The organism is Streptomyces sp. NBC_00029 (assembly GCF_045160505.1).
In the GTDB taxonomy this organism is placed as follows: Bacteria; Actinomycetota; Actinomycetes; order Streptomycetales; family Streptomycetaceae; genus Streptomyces.
On the sequence record NZ_CP108292.1, the window covers coordinates 3190089 to 3204281 of the forward strand.

General features: G+C 73.2%; 17 protein-coding genes. 10 read left to right on the top strand and 7 right to left on the bottom strand.

Translation table 11 applies throughout. The features are described from left to right. Positions 1-140: 140 nt before the first annotated feature. The 5 genes from OG753_RS15225 (at position 141) to OG753_RS15245 (ending at position 4398) form a co-directional block, all read left to right on the top strand. Positions 141-722: a TetR/AcrR family transcriptional regulator gene (locus OG753_RS15225; RefSeq protein ID WP_327262331.1), complete on the top strand. Its 582-nt coding sequence runs from the start codon at positions 141-143 to the stop codon at positions 720-722. Between the two features lie 62 nt (positions 723-784). Continuing rightward, a complete protein-coding gene (locus OG753_RS15230) occupies positions 785-1684 on the top strand; it encodes an endonuclease/exonuclease/phosphatase family protein (RefSeq protein WP_405788773.1) in 900 nt (299 codons plus the stop codon). Positions 1685-2014: 330 nt separating this feature from the next. Beyond that, positions 2015-2923, top strand: coding sequence for a LysR family transcriptional regulator (locus OG753_RS15235; RefSeq protein WP_405788775.1), 909 nt, complete (start codon positions 2015-2017; stop codon positions 2921-2923). 4 nt (positions 2924-2927) lie between these two features. Next, positions 2928-3662: a carbon-nitrogen hydrolase family protein gene (locus OG753_RS15240; protein ID WP_405788776.1), complete on the top strand. Its 735-nt coding sequence runs from the start codon at positions 2928-2930 to the stop codon at positions 3660-3662. 13 nt (positions 3663-3675) lie between these two features. Then, positions 3676-4398 carry a hypothetical protein gene (locus OG753_RS15245; protein WP_405788777.1) on the top strand — a complete coding sequence of 241 codons (723 nt, stop codon included), beginning with the start codon at positions 3676-3678 and terminating at the stop codon, positions 4396-4398. A 33-nt stretch (positions 4399-4431) separates the two neighbouring features. Here the strand turns inward: OG753_RS15245 and OG753_RS15250 are convergent, their stop codons facing one another. Then, on the bottom strand, positions 4432-4767 hold the full coding sequence (locus OG753_RS15250; RefSeq protein WP_327262336.1) for a helix-turn-helix domain-containing protein: 336 nt from the start codon (positions 4765-4767) through the stop codon (positions 4432-4434). 97 nt (positions 4768-4864) lie between these two features. On the opposite strand from OG753_RS15250, the gene OG753_RS15255 reads away from it, so the two are divergent. Beyond that, positions 4865-5776, top strand: a complete 912-nt coding sequence (locus OG753_RS15255; RefSeq protein WP_405788778.1) for an NAD(P)-dependent oxidoreductase — start codon at positions 4865-4867, stop codon at positions 5774-5776. A 58-nt stretch (positions 5777-5834) separates the two neighbouring features. On the opposite strand, the gene OG753_RS15260 is transcribed toward OG753_RS15255, so the two are convergent. From OG753_RS15260 to OG753_RS15270, 3 genes are all read right to left on the bottom strand, one after another. Beyond that, on the bottom strand, positions 5835-6635 hold the full coding sequence (locus OG753_RS15260; protein ID WP_327262338.1) for an EI24 domain-containing protein: 801 nt from the start codon (positions 6633-6635) through the stop codon (positions 5835-5837). A 65-nt stretch (positions 6636-6700) separates the two neighbouring features. Continuing rightward, positions 6701-7123 (bottom strand): organic hydroperoxide resistance protein, encoded by a 423-nt coding sequence (locus OG753_RS15265; RefSeq protein WP_202201684.1) that lies wholly within the window; start codon positions 7121-7123, stop codon positions 6701-6703. Between the two features lie 64 nt (positions 7124-7187). Continuing rightward, complete coding sequence (locus OG753_RS15270) at positions 7188-8210, bottom strand: NADP-dependent oxidoreductase (RefSeq protein WP_405788779.1); 1023 nt, start codon at positions 8208-8210, stop codon at positions 7188-7190. A 95-nt stretch (positions 8211-8305) separates the two neighbouring features. Between OG753_RS15270 and OG753_RS15275 the strand changes: the two genes are divergently transcribed. Then, a complete protein-coding gene (locus OG753_RS15275; protein WP_327262340.1) occupies positions 8306-8731 on the top strand; it encodes a MarR family transcriptional regulator in 426 nt (141 codons plus the stop codon). A gap of 43 nt (positions 8732-8774) precedes the next feature. On the opposite strand, the gene OG753_RS15280 is transcribed toward OG753_RS15275, so the two are convergent. Next, complete coding sequence (locus tag OG753_RS15280) at positions 8775-9500, bottom strand: hypothetical protein (RefSeq protein WP_405788780.1); 726 nt, start codon at positions 9498-9500, stop codon at positions 8775-8777. Between the two features lie 78 nt (positions 9501-9578). Between OG753_RS15280 and OG753_RS15285 the strand changes: the two genes are divergently transcribed. Next, on the top strand, positions 9579-10139 hold the full coding sequence (locus OG753_RS15285) for a hypothetical protein (RefSeq protein WP_405788781.1): 561 nt from the start codon (positions 9579-9581) through the stop codon (positions 10137-10139). A gap of 25 nt (positions 10140-10164) precedes the next feature. Here the strand turns inward: OG753_RS15285 and OG753_RS15290 are convergent, their stop codons facing one another. Then, positions 10165-10872, bottom strand: a complete 708-nt coding sequence (locus OG753_RS15290) for an esterase/lipase family protein (RefSeq protein ID WP_405788782.1) — start codon at positions 10870-10872, stop codon at positions 10165-10167. A gap of 212 nt (positions 10873-11084) precedes the next feature. Here OG753_RS15290 and OG753_RS15295 point away from each other — a divergent pair, with 212 nt between their 5' ends. Then, positions 11085-12122, top strand: coding sequence for a rod shape-determining protein (locus tag OG753_RS15295; RefSeq protein WP_327262344.1), 1038 nt, complete (start codon positions 11085-11087; stop codon positions 12120-12122). Then, positions 12119-13696, top strand: coding sequence for a GAF domain-containing protein (locus tag OG753_RS15300; protein WP_405788783.1), 1578 nt, complete (start codon positions 12119-12121; stop codon positions 13694-13696). Before OG753_RS15295 ends, OG753_RS15300 begins: the two co-directional genes overlap by 4 nt. Positions 13697-13706: 10 nt before the next feature. Here OG753_RS15300 and OG753_RS15305 read toward each other — a convergent pair whose 3' ends face one another. Then, positions 13707-14144, bottom strand: a complete 438-nt coding sequence (locus OG753_RS15305) for an Lrp/AsnC family transcriptional regulator (RefSeq protein WP_405788784.1) — start codon at positions 14142-14144, stop codon at positions 13707-13709. Between the last annotated feature and the right edge of the window lie 49 nt (positions 14145-14193).

A 14193-nucleotide genomic window follows, 5' to 3' on the forward strand; every position in this document is an offset into this window, starting at 1 on the left:
ATGCGGTGCGGTGCCCCCATCGTGGACCTGCTACCTGTTGAACGGTAGGGTTCGTAATGTGTTCGTGATATTCGGATGCCGTACGGTCCTGTGGGCAGGGTGCGAGCGGGCGGGTGCGAGCGGGAAGGGGTGCCGGGGAGATGGTCAGGGCGAGGAGCGAGGAGCGCCGCGGGGAGATCGTCCGCGCGGCCGTCGAAGTGATCGCGGAGCGCGGCTACCGCGGCGCCTCCCTGGCCACGGTCGCCGAACGCGTGGGCCTGACCCAGCAGGGGCTGCTGCACTACTTCCCGACCAAGGAGGCCCTGCTGGTCGCGGTGCTGGAGGAACGCGACCGCTGGGACACGGGCGGCGGCTCGCGCTCCGCGGCCGACACCTGGCGCCTGGACCTGCTGGCCTCGCTGGTGGAGTACAACGCGATGCGTCCGGGCATCGTGCAGACCTTCTCGGCGCTGCTGGGCGAGAGCGTCACCGACGGGCATCCGGCCCGGGAGTTCTTCACCGAGCGCTACGCCCAGGTCCGTTCGGAGATGGCTGCGGTGCTGCGCGTCGAGTTCGGCGACCGGCTCCCCTCGGGCCTCACCCCGGAGCAGGCCGCGCCCCTGCTGACGGCCGTCATGGACGGCCTCCAGTACCAGTGGCTGCTGGCCCCCGAGTCCGTGGACATGCCGGCCGCGTTCCGCGCCTTCCTGACCCTGCTGCGGGGCCCCGGGACCCAGGTCTGACCCGCGCCGACCCTCCGGATACCTTGATCATCGAACGGGTTCGATCGAAGGTTGGGTAGTTCATGCGAATGTCCGGATGGATGAGGCGGAGCGCCGGAGTGCTGAGCGCGCTCCTGCTCGCGGCAGGCCTGGGGACGCCGGCGGCCGCGGCCGCCGAGACGAAGAACCTCCAGGTCATGTCATGGAACATGTGCGGTTCACAGCGTTCCAGTTGGCACTGTGCGGACACCGGCACGCCGCAGCAGAAGATCGACGTGGTCAGGTACCACGTCCAGAACAACTACGTGCACGTCGCGCTCCTCCAGGAGGTGTGCGAGGACGACCTCACCGCGCTGATGGCCCAGTTGGGGCCGGGCTGGAACAAGAACTTCGCCGCGTACCAGTGGTCGCAGGGAGCCTCCGGGAAGTGGAACAGCCGCTGCGGTGAGGACGACGGGCGGGCCGACCGCATCGGCACCGCGATCGTGGTCAAGGGCCAGATGGCGGACGCGCAGGAGTACCCGCTGCCGCAGCCGTACGTCGGCCAGCAGCGGCCCTTCCAGTGCGCGACGGCGGTGTACTGGGGCGTCCGGCTCTGCAACGTCCACCTCTCGCCCCTGGGCAGCAACCCGGACCACCCGACCTGGGACTACCGCGACGACCAGCTCGCGCAGCTCAAGGCCATCGTGAACACCTTCCCCCGGACGGTCTTCGGCGGGGACTTCAACAGCCTGTCCCCGGACGACCCGAAGAACAAGGCCGCCCACGTGTGGCCCGCCGGCCTCTACTCCACCGGGCCCGGCACCGAGGGCTACCAGGAGTGCGATCAGCAGGGCGCCTCGCGGACCGGCCGGGCGACGCACTCCTCCGGCGGGAAGATCGACTACCTGTTCGCCAGTGAGACCCGGCGCTGGTGCGCGGTGGCCGACTCGGCCTTCTCCGACCACCACGTCGTGATCGAGTCCCTGGCCGTCCCCGCCTGACGGTCGGACGGCCACGCCGCGACCACCGTCCGGCCGGAGTGCGCAGAGGTCCGGTCCGCGCGCTCCGGGCGGGCGGTGGGCGCGGCGCGCACCGCCTCCAGGACCGGCAGGGGGCGTGGCCGGCGGCCGGGGCCACGTCCCTCGCGGCCAGGGCCACCGGGAAGTCGCCGTCCGGTTCCGGACCGTCAGCCCGCGCCCCGGGACGGCAGGTGACGGGCCGTCGGAGATCCCGTCCGGCCGAGGCCGAGGCCGAGGAGCACGGTCCTCAGTGCTGCGCACATGCCCACGACGCCGGGCGGGGCCCGTGCATGTGACGAGCAACTGCCTAGCATGCCTGCCATGCCCTCTTCGCACAGCCTGTACGAGGTCTTCCTGTCCGTGGCGCGCCTGGCCTCCTTCACCGCCGCGGCCCGCTCCCTCGGCTACACCCAGTCCGCGGTCTCCCGGCAGATCCAGACCCTCGAGGACGAATGGGGCACCGCGCTCTTCGACCGCCTCCCCCGCGGGGTCCGCCTGACCGAGGCCGGGCGGATCCTGCTCCCGCACGCCGAGGCCGTCGGCGAGCGGCTGCGCACCGCCCGCGCCGAACTCGACGCGCTGCGCAGCCTCGGCGCCGGGCGCCTGCGGATCGGCGCCTTCTCCACCGCCGACGCCGCCCTGCTGCCCCGCACGCTGGCCGCCTTCCTGGCCCGCCACCCCGGCGTGGCCGTCACCCGCACCGAGGGCCCCTCCGCCAAGCACCTGGCCCTCCTCGCCGCCGGGGACCTCGACCTCGCCGTCGTCGCGGACACCTCCGCGGAGCCGCCCGGCGGCTGCACCCCGCACCACCTGCTCGACGAGCGGATGTACGTGGCCCTGCCGCTCGGCCACCGCCTCGCCGGGCGCGCCGGCGTACGGCTGGCCGAACTGGCCGACGAGGAGTGGATCGCGGCCGACACCCGGCCCGAGGAGACCCTCATGCACTCCGCGCTGGCCGGCGGTTTCCGCCCGCGCACCGGTTTCGTCGCCGCCGACTGGACCGCCAAGCAGGGCTTCGTCGCGGCCGGGCTCGGCGTCACCCTGGTCCCGGCGCTCGCCGCCTCCTCGGCACGGGCCGACCTCGCGCTGGTCCCCCTGCACCCGGACGACACCCCGCGCCGCCAGATCTACGCCGCCACCCCGCGCGGGATCGCCCCCTCCCCCGCCGCCCTGGTCTTCCTGGCCCTGCTGAGGGAGGTCGCCGGCGAGCTGGCATCCTGACCGCGTGAAGATCGCCGCAGCCCAGCTGACCTGCATCCCCGCCGACGTCCGCGCCAACGTCGACCGGGCCGCCGCCCTCGCCGCCTCGGCCCGCGACCAGGGCGCCGAGCTGGTGGTGTTCCCCGAGCTCGCGCTCACCGGGTACGAGCTCGGCGCGCTGGCCGCCGACCCCTCCCTGTGGACGGCCGCGGACGACCCGCGGCTGGATCCGCTGCGCTCCGCCGGGATCGCCACCGCGGTGAACGTCGCCCTGCCCACCGGCGGCCCGCGGCCCGCCGTCGCGACGCTGGTCCACGACGCGGACGGCGCGCACGTGACGACGTACGCGAAGCAGCACCTGTACCGGCAGGAGCAGGAGGTCTTCGCGGCCGGCGAGGGCGACGGACGGTTCGAGCTCGGCGGGATCCGCTTCTGCCTGGGCATCTGCTTCGACAACCACTTCCCCGGACTGCCCGGCCGGGGCGCCGCCGACGGCTGCCGCGTCCACCTGGCGAGTTCCCTGTACGGGACGGGCGACGGGATCCACGAGCGCGCCACCGTGTACCCCGGGATCGCGCGCGAGCACGGCCTGTACGTGGTCCTCGCCAACCACGTCGGCCCGGCCGGCCCCTGGACCGGCTGCGGCCGCGCGGCCGTGTGGGGCCCGGGCGGCGCCCTGCTGGCCGAGGCGGACGACCGTACGCCGTCGGTGGTGACGGCCACGGTGGTGACGGCCTCGGCCGGGAGCACCCCGGTGTGATGAGGTGGGCGCCATGAGCGACTTCGAGACGATCACGGTTCCGGAACGCCTCCACGGATATCCGGGGGTGGCCTTCGGCGGCTACGTGGCGGGCGTGCTGGCCGCCCGGGCCACGGCGAAGGGCGTACGGGTGGACTTCCGGCGGCCCGTGCCGACCGGGGCGCCGGTCCGGCTCGCCGCGACCGCGGACGGCGGCTGCGAACTGACGGACGGCGAGCTGCTGCTGGCCCTGGCCACCCCGGCCGAACCGCCCCGCGCCGGATCTCCCAAAGCCCCTTCCTGGGACCGGGCGGTGGCCGCGGCCGAGGCCTTCCGGGCGGACCCGCCGGACGGCCAGGCCGACTGCTTCGGCTGCGGCCTGGACCGGACGCCCGCCACCGGGCTGCGCCTGCACTGCGGTACGGTGCCGGGCCGCGAGCTGGTCGCCGCCGCCTGGACCCCCGCGCCCGGGCTGGGCGGCGCGGACGGGCTGCTGCCGCCCGAGCTGGTGTGGGGCGCGCTGGACTGCCCCGGGAACGCGGCCGGGCGGCTGCTCGACGGCCGCCGGGCCGGTGCGGTCACCGCCGCGCTGAGCGCCCGGCTGCTGCGGCCGGTGCCGGTGGGCGAGGGGCTCGTCTCGTACGCCTGGATGCTGTCGAGCTCGGGCCGCAAGTACACCGTGGGCACGGCGCTGGGCACGGCCGACGGCGAGCTGTGCGCCGTCGCCGAGGCGCTGTGGGTGGAACCGCGCGCGTAGTCGCTCCCCTGCGGATCCCGCCGGGCCCCGACGTCACACCGAGTCGGGCAGCAGGTGCTTGCTGCCCCACGCGCCCAGCGGCGCCAGGGCCGCGTTCAGGTCCTGGCCCAGGGGGGTCAGGGAGTACTCCACGCGCGGCGGGACCTCGTCGTACACCTCGCGGTGCACGATGCCGTCGGTCTCCAGCTCGCGCAGCTGGGCGGCGAGCACCTTCTCGGAGACGCCGGGGACGAGCCGGCGCAGTTCGCCGAACCGGCGCGGGCGCTGGTCCAGCTCCCACAGGAGCGACACCTTCCACTTGCCGTCGATCACGGACATCGCCGCGGCGATCCCGCAGTGGTCCGCACCCGGCCTTCGTGTCACCGTCATCGCACACCCTCCCCCACCTGGACGCTCACCTTGGGGTAACCACCCACTCCAAAGTGCGTACTTGAGCGCTCTCCCGCCCGCCACCAGGCTAAGCGCCATGACCGACACCACTACCGGAACCCATACCGGCACCGCAGCTCAGACCTCCCTGACCCTCCTCGGCCTCGGCGACATGGGCACCGCCCTCGCCCGCACCTGGCTCGCCGCCGGGCACTCCCTGACCGTCTGGAACCGCACCCCCGCCAAGGCCGCGGCACCGGCCTCCGAAGGGGCGAGCGTCGCCCCGAGCGCGGCGGCGGCCGTCGCCGCGAACGATCTGGTCGTCCTGTGCCTGCTGGACGACGCCAGCGTCGGCTCCGCCCTGGACGGCATCGACCTGGCCGGCAAGGACCTCGTCAACCTCACCACCGGCACGCCCGCGGAGGCACGCGCCCGGGCCGCTTGGGCCGAGGAGCGCGGCGCCCGGTACCTGGACGGCGGGATCATGGCCACGCCGACGATGATCGGCGTCCCCGAGGCCGGCGGGTACGTCTTCTACAGCGGCTCGCACGCGCTCTTCGAGACCTGCCGGGCGGTCCTGGAGGTCCCGGCCGGGGCCCGCTTCGTCGGCGGGAACCCCGGGCACGCGGCCCTGCACGACGTGGCGCTGCTCAGCGCGATGTGGGGGATGTTCGCCGGCATCTCGCACGCCTACGCACTGATCGCGGACGAGGACATCGCCCCGAAGGACCTGGCTCCCCTGCTGTCCGAGTGGCTCGGCGCGATGAACTTCTTCGTCGGCAACGCCGCCGAGCGGCTGACCTCGGGGGACTTCACCTCCGGGGTGGTGTCCAACCTGGCCATGCAGGTCGTGGGCAGCGGCACGATGCTGCGCACCGCCGATGAGCAGGGCGTCAGCACCGAGCTGGTCGCCCCGTACGTGGACCTGCTGCGCCGGCGGCTGGCCGCGGACCCGGCCGCGCACGGCGGGGAGGACACGACCGGGGCCGTCCTGCTGCTGAAGCGGTAGGAGGTCCCGGGGAGCGGCCGTCACGAGTAGGCGGTCGGCGGCTCCCGGGGAGCGGCCGCTACGAGTAGGCGGGCGGCGGCGGTCCGAAACCCGCGGGGGTGGTTTCGGCGGCCGGGGCCTCGTCGGTCCGCATGAGGTCGCGCGCCATCAGCGTGGCGCCGGCCACCGCGCCGGGCATCAGGAACACCGCGACCAGCGGCACCAGGAACGCCAGCACCAGCGGCACCCCGAAGCCCAGCACCAGCATCCGCCGCGACCGCATCAGCTCCAGCCGGTCCGCCAGCTCCACCTTGCGCCGCTGGAGCGCCACGGCGGTGAGCTCCTGGGTCAGGAAGTACCCGGAGACGCAGAAGCCGAGCACCGGGATCACGGTCTGCCCGATCACGGGGAGAAAACCGAGGGCGAAGAGCGCGATGCCGTACAGCAGCACCCGCCCGAGCACCTTCACGCTGTCCCGGGCCGAGACCCACAGCTCCCGCCAGAGCGGGAGCCCGGACTCGGGGACCTCGCCGCCCTCGCTGCGGTCGACCTGCTCCGAGAGGGACTCGTAGAACGGCTGGCCGATCAGCAGGGTCACGGCGGTGAAGGTGATCACCGCGAGGAAGAGCCCGAGGCTGAAGAGCAGGGCGGTCAGGAAACCGCGGAAGACCGGGAGCCACGGCGAGGACCAGTCGTCGGCGAAGGGGGTGGCCCAGGCGGTCAGGTCGTCGGCCCCGTAGCCGAGGCCGACCAGGGCGCCGGCGTAGAGGACGAACGCGACGAGCCCGGGCAGCAGGCCGAAGCCCAGCCACCGGCCGTGGCCGAACACCCATCGCTGTCCGGCCAGCAGATACCGGAAACCCCCCGCAAGATCACGCATGGGGTCAGTTTACGGCGAAGGCCGCACCCCGGTCGGGGTGCGGCCTCCGCTGTGCGAGCGCCGGATCAGACGGCGAGCTCGACGGTGATGTTTCCGCGGGTCGCCTTGGAGTACGGGCAGACCTCGTGGGCCTTCTCGATGAGGTCCTTGGCGGTCGCGGCGTCCACGTTCGGGATCACGGCGGAGATCTTGACGATCAGGCCGAAGCCGTCGTCGTTCTTGCCGATGCCGACCTCGGCGGTGACCGTGGAGCCGGAGATGTCGGCGTTCACGTTCTTCGCGACGACGCCCAGGGCGCCCTGGAAGCAGGCGCTGTAGCCGGCGGCGAACAGCTGCTCCGGGTTGGTACCGGCGCCGCTGCCACCGAGCTCCTTCGGCGGGTTCACGACGACGTCGAGCTGACCGTCGTTGGTGGCGACGCGACCGTCGCGGCCGTTCTCGGCGGTGGCGACAGCGGTGTAGGCGACGTCGGACTGCTGGATGGACATAAAGGAAAATCCTCCTGGTAATCGCCGTGAGTCGCGCCCACGATCACGACGGTGTGCAGTGAGCCTAACCGGTGAAAGAAACGATCATCTTTCCGGTGTTCTCGCCGCGGAGCATGCCGAGGAAGGCGGAGGTGGCGTTCTCGACGCCCTCGACGACGGTCTCGTCGTAGCGCAGCTCACCGGATCGCAGCCATCCGGCGACGTCCTGGACGAACTGCTGCTGCAGTCCGTTGTGGTCGTTGACGAGGATGCCCTGCAGGCGCAGGCGCTTGCCGATGACCTGCATCAGGTTGCGCGGACCGGGGGCGGCCTCGGTGTCGTTGTAGCCGGCGATCGCGCCGCACAGGGTGGCGCGGCCGTTCACCTTCATCGAGGAGATGGCGGCCTCCAGGTGGTCACCGCCGACGTTGTCGAAGTAGACGTCGATGCCCTCGGGGGCGGCGGCCGGCAGCTGCTCGGCGACGGGACCGTTCTTGTAGTTGAAGGCGGCGTCGAAGCCGTACTTCTCCGTGAGCAGCGTCACCTTCTCGTCCGAGCCGGCCGAGCCGATCACCCGGGACGCGCCCTTGATCTTGGCGAACTGGCCGACGAGGCTGCCGACGGCGCCGGCGGCGCCGGAGACGAAGACGGAGTCGCCCTCCTTGAACGAGGCCACCTCGAAGAGTCCGGCGTAGGCGGTCAGGCCCGGCATGCCGAGGACGCCGAGGTAGGCGGAGAGCGGGGCGAGCGAGGCGTCGACCTTGACGGCGTGCGCGGCGTCGAGGTCCGCGTACTCGCGCCAGCCGAAGGGGTGCAGGACGTGGTCGCCGACGCTGAAGCCCTCGGCGGCGGAGGCGACGATCTCGCCGACCGCGCCGCCCTGCATCGGCTCGTCCAGCTGGAAGGGCGGGATGTAGGACTTCACGTCGTTCATCCGGCCGCGCATGTACGGGTCCACGGACATGTACAGGTTGCGCACGAGGATCCGGCCGGCCGCGGGCTCGGCGGACACGGGCACCTCGCGCAGGGCGAAGTCCTCGGCGACGGGCCAGCCCTGCGGGCGACGGACGAGGTGCCACTCGCGGCTGACGGCGGGGATCTGAGACATGCGGCGCTCCTGGTCAGAACGAAATTGCTTCACTAGGTGAAACAACCATGCGCCTAGATATTTCATGTTGTCAAGTAAATGGGTACGCTGGTTCCATGCCCAGTCGTCGCGCAGACCCAGTGACCATCGAAGTCGTCGAGCTCATCGGCGACGTCGTGGCCCGCTATCACACGGAGTACGAGCACGCGGCCGCCAGCCACCAGCTCACCGGCGCCCAGGCCAAGGTGCTGACCATGCTCGCGCTGGAGCCCATGCCGATGCGGCGCATCGCGCTGAAACTGCGGTGCGAGCCCTCGAACGTGACCGGCATCGTCGACCGCCTGGAGACCCGCGGGCTGGTCGAACGCCGCCCGGACCCCGCCGACCGCCGGGTGAAGCTGGCCGCCCCCACCGAGGAGGGCACCCTGACCGCGGAGCGACTGCGCGAGTCGCTGGACTTCGCCCGCGAACCGCTGGCGGGCCTGTCCACGGAGGAACGCACGGCCTTGCGGGACCTGCTCAAGCGGATGCTGGACGGCTAGGTCCAAGCCCGGACCCGCTCGGGGCCGATCGGCGCGACGCCGCCTAGAACCAGCCGCAGAAGATCCAGCAGTCCTTGGTCGGGGTCGGTGTCGGGCTCGGCGACGGGGACGTCGTCGGCGACGAGGGCTGCGTGCTCGCGGTGGGGCTCTGCGACGGCCTGCCCGACGGGCTTCCCTGTACGGACTTCCCCGGGCCGGGAGTGCGGGAGGCCGGGCCCGACGTGCCGGGGGCGGGGGCGGACTCCGTCCCGCCCGGCTCCGCGACGCCCCCGGAGGGCACCGCGGCCCCGCCCGTCTTCGTCCCCGCGGCAGGGGCCTTCGCCGTGGCCTTCCCGGAGCCCGTCGGCGCACCGGCGGTCGGTGTGTCCGGCAGCGGGGCGGGCTGCTGCGGGCCGTCCTCGGTCAGCAGCACCTGCGCGGCCCGGTCGCTCCGCTCCCCGTCAGTGGCCATACGGGCCACCGCCATCGAGCCCCCGACGGCGATCAGCAGGCCGAGGGAAAGGGTCAGCACCGTCCGGCGGCGGCGCCGGTGCGTGACCCGGCGGCGCCCACCGGCGCGCCGCTCGTTCGGGGCGGACAGCACGACGAGCGAGTCGGCGTACACGTCGGCCAGTGCGGTCGGCAGGCTCGGGGACGGCACCTCGGCGACGGGCACGACGGGCGGCGCGGCTGCGGAGGCCGCGGGGATCAGGTATTCGGCGGGAGTTCCGCATCCGGCGCACGCCAGTGCGCCGTTGAGGTGCCTCCGGCAGGCGTGGCAATAGTTCATGGCGCCCGCAGGCTACGTGCTCCGCGGCAACATCCAGATCCCGAGAACGTAAGGATCCTGTGTGGAATCGTTGCTTCCATGACATCTTTCGGGCCGGCCGCATTCCAGTTGGTGCTGCTGCGGCGGATGGCCGACTTCCAGCCGGACCTCGCCGACCAGGCCCGCCGCCGGCTGGGCGCCTCGCTCGCGGACCAGCGGGAGGCGAACAAGCACTGGCAGGCAATGGTCCGATCGCCCCGCTCCCGCGGGGCCCTGGCCCGGTACCGCTCGGTGCTCGGCCCGCCGGAGTCCGCCGAGCACCGCGCGATCGGCGATCTGGAGTGCGAGGCCCTGCTCTGGCCGCTGCCGCTCTGGCCGGACCTGCGCTTCGAGGTGCTGGCCGCGCCGGACGGGGCCGTGTGGAACGAGTGGCTGGTGCGGGCACCGGGCGCGCGGGGGCCCGTACTGGAGTCACCGGAGGATCTGCGGCCCTGGGCGGCGACGGTGGACGAGGTGGCGCGGGCCTTCGCGCCGGTCCGGCCGATGGAGGGCACCGCGCCCACCCGCTGGCGCCTGGCCTTCGCCGCGCGGGGGCGTCCCTGCGTCGCGGAGTTCACGTACGGCCTGCTCCAGCGGTTCTCCCTCGACGGGACGACCTAGACACCCCTCGGGTGCCGGACACCCGCTAGGAGGCGAGGAAGGCGCGGACTCCGGCCGAGGTTCCGTCGTCGCCGAGCAGGTCGTTGTGCCCCAGGCAGCCCACCGGCGTATTGGCGGCTCCGGCCAGCGGGACGCTGTCGTCCGGGTTGACGACCTCGTCGCAGTCGGACCAGAAGGTCGCGTACTTCACGGCGCCCGGGGTCCCGTCGCCGGCGTTCAGGTTCTTCACCACGTACGACCCGGGGGTCATGTCCCGGCAGGCCTGGTCCCACAGGGCGCAGGCCCAGGCGGTGGAGGTGCCGCGGTTGGGTCCGGCCAGCGAGACCCAGTGGTCCACGGCGGCCGCGCCGCCGCCGAACTTCACGTACCAGCGGCTGACCAGCGAGCCGAAGGAGTGCGCGACCACGTCGACCCTGGCGGCGCCGGTCTCCCGGCGGACCTGGTCGACGTAGGCGCCGAGCCGCCCGGCGAGGACCTCGTTGACGGACAGGTGGGTGTCGTAGCCGAAGGAGAAGAGCTCCGCGTCGGTGTACCCGGTGGCCCGCAGGTCCGCGCGCAGGGCTCCCCAGACGCCCGGGTCGGCGTTGTAGCCGTGTACGAAGACGACCGGGTTGCGGGGGACGGCCCGATCGGCGGCACCGGCGGCGCGGGCGGGGGCCGCCAGCGCGAGGCAGAGCGACAGGAGTGTCAGGAGCGCCGGAAGTGCCTGCATTCTCTGTCGGGCCGTCAGCATCGGGTCCCCTTTACCTTGTTACGCGCGAGTAGCGCGTGCGGTGCGGGCATGGTGCTGCCTGTCGGTACAGAAATCCACCCCCATGCAGCCGCGAGGCACCCCCCGGCCGGAGCATCTCAACGGGCCATGAGACCGAATTGCCCGCGATGATATGAGAAGTGACCGACATTTCCGTCGGTCCTCTTGCGTCAGCGCTCTCGGGAGGATCTGCCGTGACCGTCAGTCTTGAGCAGTTGCGCCGCTGCCACGTCGCCGTCGACCTGGGGGCGGCAAGGACCCGCGTGTACGTCAAGGGCGCCGGCCTCGTGGTCGACGAGCCCAGCGTCGCCGCGGTCAACACCCGCACCGGTGCCCTCATCGCCGTCGGCACCTTCGCCGAGCGGATGACCGGCCGCACGCCCGACTACATCCGGGTCGTGCGCCCCGTCTCCGGCGGCACCGTCGTCGACATCGAGATGGCCCAGCGGATGCTGCGTCACCTCCTCGGCGAGAAGCTGCGGCGCGCCCTGCGCCGCAAGCCCCGGCTGCGGGCCGCCGCCTGCACGCCCCACGACGCGGACCCGCTCGCCCAGCGGGCCACCGTGGAGACCCTGGTCGGGCTCGGCGCCCGGCGTGTCGAACTGGTCGACACCCTGATCGCGGCTGCCGTCGGCTGCGGACTCCCCGTGGAGCAGCCGACCGCGACGATGATCATGGTGTGCGGGGCCGCCGCCACCCAGGTGGCCGTCCTCTCCCTCGGATCGATCGTCACCGCCCAGCGGATCCCGGTCGGCGGCGAGGCCATCGACCACGCGGTGGTCCAGCACCTGCGCCACGCGCACGAGCTGATGCTGCCCAGCCAGGCCGTCCGGCCGCTCCAGCTGGCCCTCCACGGCAACGGGCTCACCGCTGGAGGACCGGCCTCCACCCTGATCCACGGCCGCGACGTGGCCACCGGCCTGGCCCGGTCCGTCCACGTGGACACCGCGGCGGTACGGGATGCCATCCACACGCCGCTGACCGCCGTCCTCGACGGCATCGGCAAGGTGCTGCGGGACTGCCCGCCGGACCTGGTCGCCGATCTGACGGACCGGGGGATCATGATGGTGGGCGGCAGCGCCCTGCTGCCGGGCCTGGACCAGATGCTGCGGGACGCCACCGGAATGCCCGTCGCCATCGCGGAACGGCCGGACGTGTGCGCCGTACTCGGTCTCGGCGCGATGCTCGAAGGGAAGATCGCCCCCATGGTCCTCAACCCGCTGGCCGAATGAGGCCCCAGGAGCCCGCGAAGCCCGACCGGCCCGGCGAGGAGGCGGCGAGCCTTCCGGTACTGCTGGAAGCAGTCCTCAACGTCGGGTCCGAGCTGGAGCTGCACGCCACCCTCCAGCACGTCGTGGACTCGGCGACCGAGCTGTGCGCGGCCCGGTACGGAGCGCTCGGGGTCGTCGACCCCGAGCGCGTCCTGCTGACCCAGCTGTTCACGGCCGGGCTGACCGAGGAGGAGCGGGCCGCGATCCCACACCTGCCGGACGCACGGTCCGGCGTGCTCGGAGCCCTCGTCAGCGACCCCCGCCCGCTGCTCCTGGACGACGTCACCCAGGACCCGCGGGCGGCCGGTTTCCCGCCGGGCCACCCGCCCATGCACAGCCTCCTGGGTGTCCCGATCCGGGTGCACACGGAGGTCTTCGGCAACCTCTACCTCACCGAGAAGCGGGGCGGCGGCCCCTTCACGGACGACGGCCTCTCCCTGCTGCGCGTCCTGGCCTCGCAGGCGGGGATAGCGATCGGCAACGCCCGGCTCTACGAGACCGCGCGCCGCCGGGAGCGCTGGATCGACGGCGCCGCCGCCGTGACCACGACCCTGCTCGCCGGCCGCCCGGCCGCGGACGCCCTGATGTGCGTGGCCGAACGGGCCCGGCTGCTGGCGGACGCCGCGGCCGGGGTGGTGCTCCAGCCGACCCCCGAGGGCGGCATGGAGATCGTGGCTGCCTCCACGCAGGGGGACCCCGGGGACCTGGTGGGGACGGCGATCGCGCCCGGTTCGCCGGTGCTGGTACAACTCCTCGGCGGCGAGCCCGTCTTCATCGAGGACTCGGCGACGGACCCCCGGATGACCACGCACGTGCGCGAGCGGTTCGGGCCGAGCATGATGCTCCCGCTGCAGAGCGGCGGCCAGCTGATCGGCACCCTGGCCCTGCCCCGCGCCCGCGGCGGTCCCGCGTACGACGCGGTGGACCGGCTGCTCGCCTCGCAGTTCGCCTCCCAGGCCGCGCTGGCCCTCGTACTGGCGGACGCCCAGCACGACCGCGAGCAGCTGGCGGTGTACGAGGACCGCGACCGGATCGCGCGGGACCTGCACGACCTGGTGGTCCAGCGGCTCTTCGCCACGGAGATGATGCTCGAGAGCACCCGGCGGCGGGCCGCGAACGCCCCGTCCGGGGACACGGTGGGCGACGAACTGGGCCGGGCCGTGGACGAGCTGGACTCCACCATCCAGGAGGTCCGGACGGCCATCTTCGCCCTCCAGCAGCCGCCGACCGACGCCCCGACGACCTTCCGGGGCCGGGTGCTGCGCGAGACGGGCGGGGCGGCCGCCGTGCTCGGCTTCCAGCCGTCGGTGCACTTCTCGGGTGCGGTGGACGCCCTGCTGCCGGAGCCGGTGGCGGGCGACCTGCTCGGGGCCCTGCGCGGCGCCCTGGCCGCGGCGCACCGGCGCGGCGGGATCACCTTCATCGAGGTGCAGGTGGAGGCGGACCCGTCCCGGGTCCGTCTGACGGTGGCGGACGACGGCCGTACGGAGTCGGGAGCGCGGGGCACGACGGTGACGTGGGAGTCGGCGCTGTAGTGCGCCCGGGTCACTGGCCCGGGCGGGTGGCGGCGCGCAGGGCGATCCGGGTGTTGGACTGGGCCACCCCCGCCTCCCGCTTCAGCCGGCGGAGCAGCCCGTCGAGGGCGGCGGGGTCGGCGGCCCGGGCGCGGACGAGGTAGTCGTGCTGGCCGGTCACGTGCACGACCTCGGTGATCCCGGGGAGCCTGGCGACCTGCCGCTCGAACTCCTCGTTGGTGGTGTCCTGGCGCAGGGTGACGTCGATGAAGACGACGAGCCCGCCGCCGGTGTCAGCGGCCGGATCGACGATCGTGGTGAAGGCACGGATCACCCCCTCGCGGCGCATCCGCCGCACCCGGTCGGCGGTGGCATTGGCGCTGAGGCCGACACGGACACCCAGGTCCCGGTACGAGATCCGTGCATCCTGCTGCAGGATGCCGAGGATTTCCCTGTCGAGGCGGTCCATACCGCGATTCTCGCAGCCGGGGCCGATATTCGCGCTCGTCCTGCCGGGG

What these genes read in the sequence shown, in the direction of transcription:
- OG753_RS15225 (WP_327262331.1), top strand. Translation starts at nt 141, where the DNA reads ATGGTCAGGGCGAGGAGCGAGGAGCGCCGCGGGGAGATCGTCCGCGCG.
- OG753_RS15230 (WP_405788773.1), top strand. Translation starts at nt 785, where the DNA reads ATGCGAATGTCCGGATGGATGAGGCGGAGCGCCGGAGTGCTGAGCGCG.
- OG753_RS15235 (WP_405788775.1), top strand. Translation starts at nt 2,015, where the DNA reads ATGCCTGCCATGCCCTCTTCGCACAGCCTGTACGAGGTCTTCCTGTCC.
- OG753_RS15245 (WP_405788777.1), top strand. Translation starts at nt 3,676, where the DNA reads ATGAGCGACTTCGAGACGATCACGGTTCCGGAACGCCTCCACGGATAT.
- OG753_RS15250 (WP_327262336.1), bottom strand. Translation starts at nt 4,767, where the DNA reads ATGACGGTGACACGAAGGCCGGGTGCGGACCACTGCGGGATCGCCGCG.
- OG753_RS15255 (WP_405788778.1), top strand. Translation starts at nt 4,865, where the DNA reads ATGACCGACACCACTACCGGAACCCATACCGGCACCGCAGCTCAGACC.
- OG753_RS15260 (WP_327262338.1), bottom strand. Translation starts at nt 6,635, where the DNA reads ATGCGTGATCTTGCGGGGGGTTTCCGGTATCTGCTGGCCGGACAGCGA.
- OG753_RS15265 (WP_202201684.1), bottom strand. Translation starts at nt 7,123, where the DNA reads ATGTCCATCCAGCAGTCCGACGTCGCCTACACCGCTGTCGCCACCGCC.
- OG753_RS15270 (WP_405788779.1), bottom strand. Translation starts at nt 8,210, where the DNA reads ATGTCTCAGATCCCCGCCGTCAGCCGCGAGTGGCACCTCGTCCGTCGC.
- OG753_RS15275 (WP_327262340.1), top strand. Translation starts at nt 8,306, where the DNA reads ATGCCCAGTCGTCGCGCAGACCCAGTGACCATCGAAGTCGTCGAGCTC.
- OG753_RS15280 (WP_405788780.1), bottom strand. Translation starts at nt 9,500, where the DNA reads ATGAACTATTGCCACGCCTGCCGGAGGCACCTCAACGGCGCACTGGCG.
- OG753_RS15285 (WP_405788781.1), top strand. Translation starts at nt 9,579, where the DNA reads ATGACATCTTTCGGGCCGGCCGCATTCCAGTTGGTGCTGCTGCGGCGG.
- OG753_RS15290 (WP_405788782.1), bottom strand. Translation starts at nt 10,872, where the DNA reads ATGCTGACGGCCCGACAGAGAATGCAGGCACTTCCGGCGCTCCTGACA.
- OG753_RS15300 (WP_405788783.1), top strand. Translation starts at nt 12,119, where the DNA reads ATGAGGCCCCAGGAGCCCGCGAAGCCCGACCGGCCCGGCGAGGAGGCG.
- OG753_RS15305 (WP_405788784.1), bottom strand. Translation starts at nt 14,144, where the DNA reads ATGGACCGCCTCGACAGGGAAATCCTCGGCATCCTGCAGCAGGATGCA.